Origin of the sequence: Alteriqipengyuania abyssalis, from assembly GCF_019857185.1 — a bacterium.
GTDB lineage: Bacteria > Pseudomonadota > Alphaproteobacteria > Sphingomonadales > Sphingomonadaceae > Alteriqipengyuania > Alteriqipengyuania abyssalis.
The window spans coordinates 363262-377946 of sequence record NZ_JAHWXP010000001.1 but is presented as its reverse complement, the minus strand read 5'-3'; the positions used below and the strand labels follow the sequence as shown (position 1 = coordinate 377946).

Below are 14685 nucleotides of genomic sequence, written 5' to 3'. Positions count from 1 at the left end.
CTCATGCGATCACCTGACCGACTTGAATGAATTCGATCCCCAGCAGGACCACCAGCAGCCCCGCAAGCGCGCCCGATCCGGCGTAGAACAGCCGCATACGGCGATCCTCGACCGCCTTGCGTTCGGGCGGCACGATGTTCGAGATCGTCCCGAGCACTGGCAGGCCGAGCGATTTCTTGAGTCCGTCGGCGGTCGAGAAGGTCGAGCGCAGCAGGGTCAGCAGGATCGCACTGCCCAGCCCCGCGCCCACGCCCAGCACCATCACCGCGACCAGCAGGACCGGGCGGTTGGGTGCGGCGGGCTTGGTCGAGATGCCGGGAGCATCAATGATGTCGAAGCGGAACGAGCTCCGCTCGCTCTCTACCTGACTGCGCAGTTCCATCTCCTCGCGGTCCTGCAGCAATTCGTCGTACTTGTTCTTCAGCACTTCGTAATCGCGCCCGATCCGCTGCGCTTCGGCAGCCAGGCCCGGCTCGCTGACCTGGTCGGCCATCGTCATAGAGATGTCGGCCTGCAACGCGGCCTTGCGCGCCAGCAGCGCCTGCACATTGGCTTGCCGCTCCGCCCGGATGGAGACGAGTGAGCTGTAGGCCGGGTTGGGCATCCCGCCCGCGGTGGCCGCATCGCCGCCCATTTGGCGCAGCAACTGCAACTGGCGCAGCGCGGTCTGCATGTCGGGATGATCGTTCTTGAGGCCGCGCGCGCGCAGCTGCGCGACCTGCGTTTCGGCCTGCTGCAGCGCGCTGCCGCCACCATTCACGCCGCCGCCCGAAATCGTCTTCGGCGTGCTCGCCAGCTGGCCGGTGATCGCCGCGAGCGCGCTCTGCGCTGCTGCCAGATCGGCCTCCACGCCGCGCATCTCCGCCCGCGCGCTCTGCAACTTGGTCGAGATCGCAGCCGATCCGCCGATCAGCTCGGGGTGCTGCGCTTCGAACTCGGTCCGCCGCGCCTCGGCCTTTTCCAATTCCTTGGCGCGCTGGTCCAGCTGCTGGTCGAGCAGCGCGACCGCGTCGCTCACCTCGCCGCGCGTGCCCTCGACATTGGCCTGGCGGAAGATCTCGAGCATCTTGACCACGACATCCTGCGCCAGCTTGGCGTTCTCCGCGTCGGTGTAGTCGCTGCGGCCCATGTCCGCCGTGATCTCGAACAGGTTGTCTTCCTGGCTGCGCACCTTCACCCGCTGGGCGAGGCTGGCGATCGCATTCTCCATGTCGCGCGGGGTCCGGACGGTCTCGCCCAGTTTCGTCGATTTGATCACTTCGCCCAGCGTCGATGCACTGGCGATACGCTGCTTGACCCGCGCAATATCGGTCATGTCGCTCCCAGCGATGCCGATCTGTTTCGACAGCACATCGTCCAGCTGGACGAAGATCTTCGCGTGGCTTTCATACGTGTTCGGGATCGAGGCGACGAACAGCCAGCCTGCAAGGCACACCGCCCAGGCCACGCCCAGCGCCAGCCATTTCCGGCTCCAGGCCGAATAAAGCGCCGCGCGCACTTCGTCGAAGAGATCGTTCACGTCGCGTCAGCCTCTCTTCAGAACATGCTTTCGGGAATGATGATCACGTCACCCGGCGCGAGCATGACGTTGGCCTTGCTGTCGCCGCGCCGCAGCAGGTCGGACAGGCGCAGCGCATATTCGCGCTGGCGCCCGATGCGCGGATCGAAGCGGATCAGCTTGGCCTTGTTGCCCGCCGCGAATTCGCTGAGGCCGCCGACCGCGATCATCGCGTCGAGCACGGTCATGTTGGCGCGATAGGGGATCGAAGCGGGCTTTTCGGTCGCCCCGATGATCCGCACCTGCTGGCTGAACGTGCCTGCGAACTTGTTCACGATGACCGAGACGATCGGCTGTTCGATGAACTGCGACAGATGCAGGCGGATATCCTCCTGCAGCATCGCCGGGGTCTTACCCACCGCGGGCATGTCGGTGACCAGCGGGATCGAGATCCGCCCGTCGGGGCGGACCTGGATGTTCTGCGCGCTGAGTTCGGGATTGCGCCAGACATTGATCGAAAGCTCGTCCAGCGGGCCGATCACATATTCCTGACTCGGCCCTTCCTGCGTGGCGACGAAGGCTGCCGGGGGCAACTGCAGGCCGCCGCCGCTCATGCAGGCGGAAAGGGCGAAAAGCCCCAGAAAGAGCGCTGTTAGCCGGGCAATCGCGCGAGTGCGCATGGGATCGATCCTTCCATTCGTGTCAGCCGGACGGCGCACCCGCGAAGCGCGCCACCACGATTGGCCGACGATTTGGGATCGTTCCTCGCGAAAAAGGGTGAATATCCCGTTAGCTAAGGGATCTGATCGCACCCGATCCCGATCTGGGACGGCGGGTTGGCGAGAGGTAAATGCCGCGCGCTGGCGCAGCCCTCAGACCAGCATCTCCAGCGCGGGCCCTTGGCCGAGGAAATGCATCGGCGACGCGGACGCGCCATAGGCCCCGGCGCAGAACACCGCGATCAGATCGCCGACCTCGGCACGCGGCAGCTCTGCCTTGTCGGCCAGCCGGTCAAGCGGAGTGCACAGGCATCCGACGACATTCGCGATCTCTGCGGTTGGCGCGTCGAACCTGGTCGCGATGGCGAGCGGGTAATTGCGCCGGACCACCGCCCCGAAATTGCCCGATGCGGCCAGCTGATGATGCAATCCGCCGTCGGTAATCAGGAAAATCTCGCCGTGGCTTTCCTTCCGGTCGACGATCTGCGCGAGGTAAACCCCCGCCTCGCCAACCAGATAGCGGCCCAGCTCGATCGCCATCTCGGTCTCGGCCAGCTCGTCGGGCAGGTTGGCGAAACGATCGCCCAGCGCCGCGCCGATCGCGGCAATATCGAGCGGTTCGTTGCCCGCAAAATAAGGGATGCCGAAACCGCCGCCCAGATTGAGCGCGGGGCACGGTTGGCCCACCTCGCGCGCGATCCGCGCTGCCAGGTCGAGCACATGGCCCTGCGTCTCGATCACCGCGTCCGCCTCCAGCGTCTGGCTGCCGGTGTAGATGTGCAGGCCGCGCCACTGCGCCCCGCCATCGATGAGATGGCGGATCAGCGCCGGAACGCGCTGCGCATCCAGCCCGAACTGCTTGGCCCCGCCGCCCATCTTCATGCCCGATCCGCGCATGTCGAAATCGGGGTTCACCCGCACCGCGACCTTGGGCTCAATGCCCAGCTCCCGGCCTATCTCCAGCGCACGCTCGGCCTCGGTCTCGCTTTCGCAATTGAGCGTCACGCCCGCTGCGATCGCCGCGCGAATCTCGCGCGGGCGCTTGCCCGGCCCGGCAAAGCTGATGTGCGCGCCGTCGATCCCGACGCCTTGCAGGATCGCCAGCTCTCCGCCCGAGGCGAGATCGAACCCGTCGACCAGCCCGGCCATGTGGGCGATCACATCGGGGTGCGGGTTGGCTTTGACCGCGTAATGAATCGAGAGGCTTTCCGGCATGGCCGCGCGCAAGGCCGCCATGCGCGCGTCGAGCATATCGCGCGAATAGACGAACAGCGGCGTGTCGCCCGCTTCGGCGACGAGATCGCTCGCCTTGCGCCCGCTGATCGCCAGTTCGCCGTCGATCGGCTCGAACCCCTGCGGAATCGGGCCGAGCGGCTTGGCCGCATTGGGATCGCGCCTGCGACGTTCGATGCTCATGCGGCGAGCCTTTCGCTGACTTCACGAAACAGCGCGGGCCGGTCGATCTTGCCATTGGGGTTGAGCGGCAGGTCCTCGCGCCATTCGATTGCGTGGGGCTGCATGAAGCTGGGCAGATCGCGTTTGAGCGCGGCTTTCAATGCATCGACCTCGCCCGCACCGCGCACCACCAGATGGACCGCCTGGCCAAGCTTCGCATCGGCCACGCCGAACGCCACCGCATCGGCGACCAGCCCGGTGGCGAGCGCTGCGTCCTCTATCTCCTGCGGGCTGATCCGGTTGCCCGCGCTCTTGATCATCGCGTCGCGCCGCCCGACGAAATAGAGCAGGCCATCCGCATCGCGCTTCACATAGTCGCCCGACCACACGGCCATTCCGCCATATTCGGAATGCGCGGGGGCTGGCTTGTATCGCTCCGCCGTCCGCTCGGGGTCCTGCCAATATCCTTGTGCGACCAAAGGCCCGCAATGGACCAGTTCGCCCTCTTCGCCCGGCGCGGCGGGGCCGCCCGCATCGTTCACCACCAGCACCTCGGCAAAGGGTACGGCCTTGCCCATCGAGGTGGGGTGCGTCGCGACCAGATCGGGATCGAGGAAGGTGGAACGGAACGCCTCGGTCAGGCCGTACATCGGGTAGATATCGGCAGCGGGCCAGGTCGCGCGCATCGCTTCGATCAGATCGGGCGTCAGCGCGCCGCCGGAATTGGTCAGGCGTTTGAGGCTGTTGCCAGCGCCCTCTTCCCACTTCGCTTCGACCAGCTGGCGCCACAGCGGCGGCACGGCGGCGAGCGTTGTGGCGCGATGTTTCGCCACCGCCTTGGTCACATCGCGCGGCATCAGGTAGTCGAGCGGAGCGACACAGCCACCCGCGCGCCACGTCGAAAGCAGCTGGTTCTGGCCGTAGTCGAACGCCAGCGGCAGCACCGCCAGCGTCACATCGTCACAGCGCAGCTTGAGGTAATGCGCCACGCTGACCGCGCCCAGCCACAGGTTCGCATGGCTCAGCACCACGCCCTTGGGCTTGCCGGTCGACCCGCTGGTATAGAGGATCGCGGCGATGGTCTGCGGATCGGCGGCGGTTTTGGGCAGCGGATCGCAGGCCTGCGCCGCCTCCAGCGCCGCGCTCTCCTCCACCTGCGCGCACCCCGCGGGCAGATCGCCCTGCTCCAGCGTGGAAAGCCGCGCGGGTGTGCCGATCAGCATGGCAGCGCCGCTGTCCGCCAGAATATGCGCCACCTGCGCGCGCTTGAGCATCGGGTTGATCGGTACGTGGACCAGCCCGGCACGCGGCGCGGCCAGCGGCAGCAGGCAGGTCAGCTCGCCCTTGGCGGACCAGCTCGCGATCCGCGCGCCCGTTTCCGGAATCTGCGATTTCAGCCAACCCGCCAACCGACCGACACGGGTTCTTAAGTCCGCATAGCTAAGGGTGCCGTCGCGCAGAGCCAGCGCCGGGTCCGCATCACCGCCGTGTTCGATAACATGGTCGATCGGGAAAGGGGTCGGATCGGGCTGGGTCATGGAGATAGGAGTACAACGCCTCGTGAACGCGGAAACAGGTGGCTATCACAAGGAGGTTACCATTGTGCAAGCGACACCGCAGCAAGCCTGTGGGTGCGCCTGCCCCTCTCCGTTCGAGCGGCCCGAGTGGTACGCCCTGCTCGCCGATTCGCGCCCGCAAGCCTTTTTCAAGCGGGTCGAGACGGGCGGCAGCCACGCAACCATCGCGCTCAACCGCACCGACGGACGTATCGAAGCGCTGCGCAACTGGTACGCCTTCACCTGGCGACCGGTGGTGCCCACCGGGGAGGCAGGCGATGCGATGCTGGAGGCACTGGCACGCGATCTGAAGCGCGAGGCGCCGCGCGTGACGCTCTGGCCGTTGCCCGACGAAGACGGCTCCGCCACCCGCCTCGCCACCGCATTCCGCAAGGTCGGCTGGCTGGTCTCGCTGACCCAGTGTGACGAGAACCATGTGCTCCCGGTCGCGGGCCGCAGCTTCACCGAATACTGGGCGAGCCGCCCCGGTCGCCTGCGCACTACGCTCAAGCGCAAGGCTAAGAAGGTCGAGGTCGAAATCGTCGAGCATTTCGATGCAAACCTCTGGTCCGATTACGAAAAAATCTACGCCGAGAGCTGGAAGCCGAGCGAGGACGAACCCGATCTGCTGCGCCGTTTCGCGCAGAACGAAGGCGCGGCGGGGCGCATCAGGCTGGGTGTTGCGCGCGCCGATGGCGTGGCCGTGGCGGCGCAGTTCTGGACCGTGGAGAACGGTATCGCCTACATCCACAAGCTCGCCCATCTCGAAAGCGCCAAGCCGATTTCGCCCGGCACCACGCTGTCGGCCGCGCTGTTCGAACATGTGATCGACCGTAATAATGTCACGCTGGTGGACTTCGGCACAGGCTCCGATTCCTACAAGGCGGACTGGATGGAACAGGTGCGTCCGCGCTTCCTGCTCGATGCGCTGGACCCGGCGCAGCCCGCCGCTTGGGCCCCGCTCGCAAAACGCGCAGCGCGCGCGATCCTTGCAAGAGGCAACACCCCCCGCTAGGCAACCGCGACTTTTACGGCAGCTTAACGGTATCTATGACCGCCCAGACTTCAGCGCCTGCGGACCCGACCGGGCCCGCCCGCAGCAAGATCGACGAGACCCTGCGCGCAATCCTGCGCGACGTACTCGGCCTGTCGGACGAACGCGCCGCCGAACTGACGCCCGATAGCGGCCTGTTCGGCCATCTGCCCGAACTCGACAGCCAGGCGGTCGCCGACCTGCTGACCGAGATGGAAGACCGCTTCGACATCATCATCGAGGATGACGAGGTCGATGGCGACCATCTGGAAACCTATGGCGGGCTGCTCGCCCTTGCCGAGGCCAAGACCGCCAGCAACTGACATGCTGCTGGCGTGACCACCCCATTCCAGTTCGTCGAATGGCCGTGTCCTGCCGCTGACGGTGAGACGCGCAGTGAAGCCGCGCTCGTGTTCAATCGCGCGCGCGAGGCCCGGCTGCTGGTCATCCCGCCGCTGTTCGAGGAAGCGAACAAGCTGCGCCGGCAGATCGTGGAGATCATGCGCCGGCTCGACGATGCGGGCATCGACAGCGTGCTGCCCGACCTGCCCGGCTGCAACGAAAGCCGCGCGCTGCTCGCGCAGCAGACGCTGGAAGGCTGGCGCGCAGGCGCAGCCGCAGCGGCGGAGCATTTCGGCGCGACTCATGTGCTGAGCGTGCGCGGCGGCGCATTGCTGCGGCCTGCCGGATTGCCCGGGTGGGATTATGCCCCGCAGGACGGCCCGAAGATCCTGCGCGCGATGGTTCGCGCGCGGATCATCTCGACCAAAGAGGCCGGCGCGCCCGAAACGCGCGAGGAGATCGAGGCGACGGGCCGCAGCGAAGGCGTCCAACTCGCCGGATGGTCGATCGGCCCCGCGCTGTTCGCTACGCTGGAGAGCGCCGAAGTGCCTGCGCGCGGCGACGGCGTCACCATGATCGACCACGAAACGCTCGGCGGACGGCCCCTGTGGCTGCGCGCCGAACCCGACTTCGATGCGGCACAGGCCGACGCGCTCGCCGCGACGATCTCGGTCGCCATGAGGGACGTGCGATGAGCCGCCGCCTGCACCTGACCTTCAATTGCGAGGGATCGACCCTCGCCGGCACGCTCGACACCGCGCCGCTGACCACCGGCCTGCTGCTGGTGAGCGGCGGCAACGAGCTGCGCAGCGGCGCGTTTCGCGGGCAGGCGCGGCTGGCGCAGACCATCGCCAAGCGCGGCTTCCCCGTGTTCCGGTACGACCGGCGCGGGGTGGGCGACAGCGAGGGCGAGAACCTGGGCTTCACCCAGTCCGAACCCGATATTCGCGCCGCGATCGAGGCGTTTCGCGCGATCGCTCCACAGGTGAAGCGGATCGTGGCCTATGGCAATTGCGATGCGGCGAGCGCGCTGATGCTGGCGGGCGGCGCGGGCTGCGATGCGCTGGTGCTGAGCAATCCCTGGACGATCGAGGACGAGGACGACGATACCCCGCCCCCGCAGGCGATCCGCGCGCGCTATCTGCAAAAGCTGGGCGATCCGTCCGAAGTCGCGCGCCTGCTGCGCGGCGGCGTGAACCTGCGCAAGCTGGCGGGCGGGCTGATCCGCGCCGCGCGCCCCGCCCCTGCGGCGAGCGATCTGGCAGGCCGGATGCGCAAGGGACTGGAGACGTTCGACGGGCCGGTGAGCATCCTGCTCGCCAGTGCAGACCGCACCGCACAGGTGTTCGACGGGATCTGGGACAAGGACGATGTCCGCGTGGCGCGCTGCGAAGGCGCGAGCCATGCCTTCGTGGAGCCGCGCGCGCGCGAATGGCTCGACACGAAGATCGTGGACATGCTGCGGGGCTAGCCCTGATTTCTCCTCCCCCCTGAGGGGGAGGCTTGGTGGGGCTGTACCACGGCCGATGGCTGGGCACCCCCTCCCCCAACCCCTCCCCGCCGGGGAGGGGAGAAGACGGGCAGCGCTGTCTCTAATCCCGCACGAACAGGCTCGCCAGTTCGACATGTGTCGACCAGCGGAACTGGCCCACCGGGCGCAGCTCTGCGAGGCGAAAGCCGCCATCCGCCAGCCGCCGCGCATCGCGCGCCCAGCTTTGCGGATTGCAGCTGATATAGACCACGCGCCCCACGCTGCTCTGAGCAATCATGTCCGCCTGATTGCGCGCGCCGGCACGCGGCGGGTCGAGCAGCACGCAGTCGAAGCGGGAGATTTCGTCAGCGGTGAGCGGATCGCGGAACAGGTCGCGGTGCAGCGAATGGACCGGTTTGCCCGACGCGCGTGCCGCCGCCTGACAGGCGAGATGCGCCGCACGGTCTGCCTCCGCCGCCAGCACCTTGGCCGGGCCGGCCAGCGCGAAGGCGAAGGTGCCCAGCCCCGAAAACAGGTCTGCGATGGTCGCGGCATCGCCGCACCATTCCTTCGCGGCAGTCAGCAGCGCGGCCTCGCCATCGGCGGTCGGCTGGAGAAACGCGCCGTGTGGCAGGGAGACCGGCACGCAGCCCAGCGTGACCGTAACCGGCTCGGGCTCCCACATGGGCTCAGGACCGTAGCCGTCGTCGATCGACAGGCGCGCGAGGCCCTGCTCGCGGGCGAAATCGGACAGCGCTTCGGTCTGGGCGAGATTTTCGGGCGAAATGCCCCGGATCTCCGCCGTCACGCCCTGATCCGCCAGCGTCAGCGAAATATCGACCGCCAGCTTGCCCGGCCAATGGGCGAGCAGAGCGCGCAGCGGATCGACCAGCGCAAACAATGCGGGCGCGAGGATGTGGCATTCGACCATGTCGACGATCTGGTGCGATCCACGCTCGCGAAAGCCGATCACCACTTTCTTGCCCGCACGCCGCGCATGCAATGTCGCGCGCCTGCGACTGCGCGGCGGCGAGAGATGCGGCGCGATGAGAGTGTCCGGCACCAGCTCCTGCGATTCGGCCGCAAACGCGACCCGCTGGCTGACGAACTCGGCGAGCGCCGCCTCGTCCGCCTGCTGCAATTCGCACCCGCCGCAACGCGGGAAGTGGCGGCATGGCGGGTCGATATGGTGGGGGCCACGCTCGACGATCCCGTCGGCGCCCACCATGTCGCCGGGCACTGCGCCCTTCACGTGGCGACCGCTCGCGGTCACGCCGTCGCCCTTGGCGGCGATGCGGATGATCTGTTCCACGGCTTCGCTCACAGCATATCCTCCAGCGCGGGATGGACGGCTTCGGCGAGCATCGTGGCGGTGAAGCCCGCGCCCGCATGGCGCGCCGCGCGGCCATGCAGGTGGACCGCCTCGCACGCGGCCTGCATTGCATCTCCGGTGGCGGCGAGGCGCGCGGTGCAGATTCCGGCGAGCACATCGCCGCTGCCCGCGACCGACAGCCAGCGCGAAGCGGGCGGGAAGAAGCGCACGTCTGCGCCCGATGCCAGCAACGTGTCGGCGCCCTTGGCGAGTACGGCACAGCCGCTCGCCTGCGAGAGCGCGAGCGCACGCTCCCGCTTGGTATCGCCCGCGACGTCGAAGGCATCGCACAGGCGGGACAGTTCTCCCTCGTGCGGGGTCAGCAGGATCGGCGCATCGGTCTCCGCGGCAAGTATCTCGGGCGTCAGCAGGACCAGCGCATCGGCGTCGAGCACCAGCGGATGGCCGCTGCGCACCGCCGCCTCAAGCCGCTCGCGCGCGGTATCGTCGCGCCCCAGCCCCGGCCCGATCAGTACGGCCCCGATCCTCTCGTCCCCCAGCATGTCGGCCAGCGGAGCATTGTCCTTCACCAGATCGGGCGGGTGGCCGGGATGGTCATGCTCGCTCAGCCATTTGACGTAGCCAGCGCCCGCCAGCGCGGCGGCACGCGACGCCATCAGGCTGGCGCCCGCCATCGCTCCGCCGACCACCGCGACCAGGCCGCGGGTGTATTTGTGCGCGTCGAACGCGGGCGGCGCGATTCGCTCGGGCAGAGACAGGCGCATCTCCCCGTCGCGATCGGGCACGCCGATATCGACCAGTCGCGCCGCGCCGATTGTCGCCAGTGCGGGGCCGCTGAAATGCGCGGGCTTCCACGCGCCGAACGCCAGCGTCAGCGCATAGTGGGGCACATCATCGCCCTCTCCGCCGACCACATCGCCAGTGTCGCAATCCACCCCGCTGGGCACATCGAGCGCGACCGCGCGCTCATGCGAGGCGTGCAGATCGCGGATCAGCGCGCGATGCTCGTGAGAGAGCGGGCGCGACAGGCCGATGCCGAACATCGCATCGACGAACACCGTCCCCTTCAATCCCTCGCCGTCGGACAGAACCTCGCCTTCGAACGTGCTCGCGGCATGGCGGGCAAGATCGGTCTGGGGAGAAATCGGCGCGACCACCCTCACCGTCAGCCCGCGCGCCTTGAGCGCAGCCGCCGCAACATAGCCGTCCCCGCCATTATGGCCCGGCCCGCACAGCACGGTGACAGGTCCGCCGGCCGCAAGCCGCGCGATCCATTGCGCTGCGCCGTGGCCCGCCTGGCTCATCAGCGCCCATTCCTCCACCCCCGTATCGAACAGCGCCGCCTCGGCAGCGCGCATCTGGTCGGTCGTCAGGATTTGCGCGCGTCGGTGCGCGTCATGCTCACCTAGTGGTGGCGGGGAAACGGTATCGGTTTCCGGCGAGGGATATTTCGAGGATGTCACCCGACAGCGTTTGCGTCACCGCGTCCGCTCCTGCAACCGCCGCGAGGCCGGAACCGTCGGGCAATTGCTCGAACCGGCGAAATCCGCCGTCGGGATGGAACACGGTGAGCAGGATTTTACCCTCCACCTCGATCCGCTCGACCGAACAGGTCGCATCGAAGCTCTGCGCGCCATTGGGGGCGCAGGCGATGGTGGTGCGGGTGGAAGAGCTCGGTGAAGGCGTGGGATCGGTCGTGCCGGTACCATCGTCACCCGGGTTGGCTACCGCAGCCCCGTCACCACCACAGGCAACTGCCGCGAAGGCCAGGCCGACGACGGCGAGTGCACCAGCGATCCGCATCCGCTTCACCTTTCGATCGTCTCCTGCGACCCGGAGAAGCGCCATTCCTACCCGCAATTGGTAAGCAATGCGTTTACTCTGCCGTCCGGCTGGCGAGCGCGGCGAGCACTTCCTGCGCGACCTGCGCGATCCGGTCCGCCCACACCGCCTGGTGGCTCTTGCGCCCGATAAGATCCTGCCGGACCTCGATGGTCAGGTAGGGGATGCCGTTTGCCTCGGCATGGCGGTCCATCGTCGCATTGAGCTGCTTGCCCGAATAGGGCTCGTTATCGCCCACGGTGAAGCCCATCGCGGCAAACGCGTCGATCGCGATCCGCGCGGCGGAATCGTCCTGATTGTACAGCAGGCCGACATCCCACGGGCGCTGCTCCCCGGTCGAGCCCATCACCGGGGTGAAGCTGTGAATCGCGAGGATCAGCGATGGCTGCGCCTCGGCGACCATCTGCGCGAAGGCTTCGTGATAGGGCCGGTGATAGAGCGCGGTGCGCCGCTCGATATCCGCGCCGATATTGCCGGGGATGGTGTGACCGTCGCTGCTGGTGACGACCAGCGCATCGTCGCCCTCGTTACGGTGCAGGTCGATCACCAGCCGGCTGACCTGCGCGATCTGCGCCGCGATGCCGTGCTTGCGCGCCAGCCGCTCGGCAATACCCGCAGTGCCGATATCGACCGCGATATGCTGCTCCATCAGCTCTGCCGGGATGCCCAGCTCGATCTCGTCGGGCACGGCATCGCCCGCATGGTCGGCGACGGCGATGATGCCGCCGCGCTGGGGAGTACCGATGCGGATGAAGGGGGTCTGCGTATCGTTCATGCGCGCCTATCTAAGAACGCTCGCCATTCTCCACCACCCCGGCTGGCGCAGGGCGATCACGCGCTCTGCGGCATCGCGCAGCTCGGTATCCTCGTACAGCGCAAAGCAGGTCGCGCCCGAGCCGGACATGCGCGCCAGCAGCGGCGAGGTCGCGCCCAGCGCGCGCAGCACCTGGTCGATCGCGGGGCAGATCGATATCGCGGGCGCTTCCAGATCGTTGCGCCCCTGCAGCGCGATGTCGCGGGCACTGCCCTGAGGCAGCGGACCGCGATCGAACCCGTCCCACGCCGCGAACACCGGCCCGGTGGAGAGCGCGATGCGCGGATTGACCAGCAGCACGGGCGTGCCCGCAAGATCGTTCTCAAGCGGCGCAAGCTCCTCCCCCACCCCGCGCCCGACCGCCATTTCGGAGCGCACGCAGGCGGGAACATCCGCGCCGAGCTTCAGCGCGCGGGTCTGCCAGTCGCCCGGCAGGCCGTGCGCCTTCTCGACCAGCCGGAACACCGCGCCAGCATCCGCCGAGCCTCCGCCCAGCCCCGCCGCGACGGGCAGGTTCTTTTCGAGGGTGATCGCAAGGCCACCGGGATGCGGCAGCGCGGCCAAAGCGCGCGCGACGAGGTTGTCGCCCGGATCGCCGACATTGCCGCCGAACTCGCCGAGGGTGCGCACAGTGTCGCGCTCCGTAGGCTCAGCGCTCAGCACATCGCCGTGTTCGCAGAAGGCGAACAGCGTTTCGAGCTCGTGATAGCCATCCTCGCGCCGTGCACGGACATGCAGCGCAAGGTTGAGCTTGGCGTAGGCGGTTTCTTTCACAGGCCCTCAAACAATCGTCGGCCCGGACTTGATCCGGGCCAGTGCTTCTTGTGGCAAAGTGCGAGAAAGCAAGCACCACCCCGGGTCAAGCCCGGGGTGACGAGGAGAATCTGTCGGAGCGGGCGAGCCTCACGTCTCGCAGTCTAGCCCCTCCCCAGAATGGGGAGGAATGCTCCGCTACATATTCGGATAATTCGGCCCGCCCCCGCCTTCGGGCACGGTCCAGACGATGTTCTGGTTCGGGTCCTTGATGTCGCAGGTCTTGCAGTGGACGCAGTTCTGGCCGTTGATGACGTAGGTCATCTCACCCGTGTCCTCGTCCTCGACCCATTCGTAGACGCCTGCGGGGCAGTACCGCTGCGAGAGACCGGCATATTCGCCCAGCTCGCTCACCTTCTGCAGCTCCATGTCCTTCACCTTGAGGTGGGTCGGCTGGTCTTCGGCATGATTGGTGAAGCTGTAGGCAACGCTGGTCAGCTTGTCGAAGCTGATCACGCCATCGGGCTTGGGATAGATGATCGGGTCGAACAGGTCGGCGCGCTTGGTGTGCGTGTAGTCGGGCGTGTGCTTCAGCGTGAACGGCAGCCCGATCTTGAGCGTGCGCATCCACATGTCGATGCCTGCCAGCACGGTGCCGAAATCGCCGCCCAGCTTGGCAATCGCGGGCTGCGCGTTCTTCACCTTCTTCAACTCGGTTGCGATCCAGCTTTCGCGCAGGTTCTCTTCGTAGTCGTCGAGCTGGGTGTGTTCCTTGCCCGCAGCGATCGCCGCGGCGACGCTTTCGGCGGCCAGCATCCCGCTCTTCATCGCGGTGTGGCTGCCCTTGATCCGGGGCACGTTGACGAAGCCGGCCGAACACCCGATCAGCGCCCCGCCCGGGAACGCCAGCTGCGGCACGCTCTGCCAGCCGCCTTCGTTGATTACTCGCGCGCCATAGGCGACGCGCTTCCCGCCCTCGATAATGTCGAGGATGTCGGGGTGGTGCTTCCAGCGCTGGAATTCCTGATAGGGCGAGAGATACGGGTTGGCGTAATCGAGCGCGGTCACGAAGCCGAGCGCGACCTGGTTGTCGCCGATGTGGTAGAGGAAGCCGCCGCCCCAGCTATCATTGTCGAGCGGCCAGCCCTGCGTGTGGATCACCCGGCCCGGCACGTGCTTCTTGGGGTCGATTTCCCACAATTCCTTGATGCCCAAGCCATAGGTCTGCGGCTGGCAGTCCTTCTCGAGGTCGAATTTCGCCTTGAGCTGCTTGGTCAGGCTGCCGCGCGCACCCTCTGCGAACAGGGTGTACTTGGCGTGGATTTCCATGCCCGGCTGGAAATCGGGCTTTTGCGAACCATCCGCCGCGATGCCCATGTCCTGCGTGATGACGCCCGCGACCGCACCGTCGTCGCCGTAGATCACTTCGGCGGCCGGGAATCCGGGGAAAACCATCACGCCGAGCCCTTCGGCCTGCTCGCCCAGCCAGCGGGTCAGGTTGGCGAGGCTGCCGGTGTAGTTGCCCTTGTTGCTCATCAGCGGGGGCATGAAGAGGTGCGGCATGGGGAACTTGCCGTTCTTGCGCAGCACCCAGTGCCAGTTGTCGGTCACCGGGACTTCGCCGATCGGACAGTCCATGTCCTTCCAGTCGGGGAACAGCTCGTTCAGCGCCTTCGGGTCGTGAACCACGCCCGAAAGAATATGCGCGCCGATCTCCGACCCTTTTTCGAGGACGACGACTTCAAGCTCTTCATTGATCTGCTTCAGGCGGATGGCTGCGGCGAGCCCGGCGGGGCCTCCGCCGACCACCAGCACATCGCACGGCATGGATTCACGTTCGATCATAATATCCTCGAAGCTCTTTTCGGGCCGAATTAGCGTTGCTTCCGGCTTGATTGCCTGCGCGCCACAGGTCAAGACCCTGTGCGA

Annotated in this window: 14 protein-coding genes; 4 read left to right on the top strand and 10 right to left on the bottom strand. The window is 67.1% G+C overall.

Translation table 11 applies throughout. The features are described from left to right. Position 1: 1 nt before the first annotated feature. The 4 genes from KYN89_RS01860 to KYN89_RS01845 form a co-directional block, all read right to left on the bottom strand. Complete coding sequence (locus KYN89_RS01860; protein ID WP_222823548.1) at positions 2 to 1519, bottom strand: XrtA system polysaccharide chain length determinant; 1518 nt, start codon at positions 1517 to 1519, stop codon at positions 2 to 4. Between the two features lie 17 nt (positions 1520 to 1536). Beyond that, entirely contained in the window at positions 1537 to 2112 is a 576-nt protein-coding gene (locus KYN89_RS01855) for an XrtA/PEP-CTERM system exopolysaccharide export protein (protein WP_429699534.1), read from the bottom strand. Between the two features lie 258 nt (positions 2113 to 2370). Next, positions 2371 to 3633 carry a pyridoxal-dependent decarboxylase, exosortase A system-associated gene (locus tag KYN89_RS01850; RefSeq protein WP_222823546.1) on the bottom strand — a complete coding sequence of 421 codons (1263 nt, stop codon included), beginning with the start codon at positions 3631 to 3633 and terminating at the stop codon, positions 2371 to 2373. Then, positions 3630 to 5150, bottom strand: a complete 1521-nt coding sequence (locus KYN89_RS01845) for an acyl-CoA ligase (AMP-forming), exosortase A system-associated (protein ID WP_222823545.1) — start codon at positions 5148 to 5150, stop codon at positions 3630 to 3632. The genes KYN89_RS01850 and KYN89_RS01845 overlap by 4 nt, the downstream gene beginning before the upstream one ends. Positions 5151 to 5172: 22 nt before the next feature. Between KYN89_RS01845 and KYN89_RS01840 the strand changes: the two genes are divergently transcribed. The 4 genes from KYN89_RS01840 to KYN89_RS01825 are packed head-to-tail and all read left to right on the top strand — an operon-like array spanning position 5173 to position 8014. Further along, on the top strand, positions 5173 to 6183 hold the full coding sequence (locus KYN89_RS01840; RefSeq protein ID WP_222823544.1) for a GNAT family N-acetyltransferase: 1011 nt from the start codon (positions 5173 to 5175) through the stop codon (positions 6181 to 6183). Positions 6184 to 6218: 35 nt separating this feature from the next. Next, positions 6219 to 6524, top strand: coding sequence for an acyl carrier protein (locus KYN89_RS01835; RefSeq protein WP_010237459.1), 306 nt, complete (start codon positions 6219 to 6221; stop codon positions 6522 to 6524). 12 nt (positions 6525 to 6536) lie between these two features. Beyond that, on the top strand, positions 6537 to 7238 hold the full coding sequence (locus KYN89_RS01830; RefSeq protein WP_222823543.1) for an alpha/beta hydrolase family protein: 702 nt from the start codon (positions 6537 to 6539) through the stop codon (positions 7236 to 7238). Then, positions 7235 to 8014, top strand: a complete 780-nt coding sequence (locus KYN89_RS01825) for a hydrolase 1, exosortase A system-associated (RefSeq protein WP_222823542.1) — start codon at positions 7235 to 7237, stop codon at positions 8012 to 8014. Before KYN89_RS01830 ends, KYN89_RS01825 begins: the two co-directional genes overlap by 4 nt. A 121-nt stretch (positions 8015 to 8135) precedes the next feature. On the opposite strand, the gene KYN89_RS01820 is transcribed toward KYN89_RS01825, so the two are convergent. From KYN89_RS01820 to KYN89_RS01795, 6 genes are all read right to left on the bottom strand, one after another. Then, complete coding sequence (locus KYN89_RS01820; protein ID WP_222823541.1) at positions 8136 to 9338, bottom strand: class I SAM-dependent RNA methyltransferase; 1203 nt, start codon at positions 9336 to 9338, stop codon at positions 8136 to 8138. Next, a complete protein-coding gene (locus KYN89_RS01815; RefSeq protein ID WP_283248509.1) occupies positions 9335 to 10720 on the bottom strand; it encodes an NAD(P)H-hydrate dehydratase in 1386 nt (461 codons plus the stop codon). Before KYN89_RS01815 ends, KYN89_RS01820 begins: the two co-directional genes overlap by 4 nt. Before the next feature lie 28 nt (positions 10721 to 10748). After that, positions 10749 to 11195: a hypothetical protein gene (locus tag KYN89_RS01810; protein ID WP_222823540.1), complete on the bottom strand. Its 447-nt coding sequence runs from the start codon at positions 11193 to 11195 to the stop codon at positions 10749 to 10751. 28 nt (positions 11196 to 11223) lie between these two features. Beyond that, complete coding sequence (locus tag KYN89_RS01805; protein ID WP_222823539.1) at positions 11224 to 11964, bottom strand: N-formylglutamate amidohydrolase; 741 nt, start codon at positions 11962 to 11964, stop codon at positions 11224 to 11226. A gap of 6 nt (positions 11965 to 11970) precedes the next feature. Continuing rightward, positions 11971 to 12777 (bottom strand): 4-(cytidine 5'-diphospho)-2-C-methyl-D-erythritol kinase, encoded by an 807-nt coding sequence (locus tag KYN89_RS01800; protein WP_222823538.1) that lies wholly within the window; start codon positions 12775 to 12777, stop codon positions 11971 to 11973. Between the two features lie 177 nt (positions 12778 to 12954). After that, positions 12955 to 14601 (bottom strand): electron transfer flavoprotein-ubiquinone oxidoreductase, encoded by a 1647-nt coding sequence (locus tag KYN89_RS01795; protein ID WP_222823537.1) that lies wholly within the window; start codon positions 14599 to 14601, stop codon positions 12955 to 12957. Between the last annotated feature and the right edge of the window lie 84 nt (positions 14602 to 14685).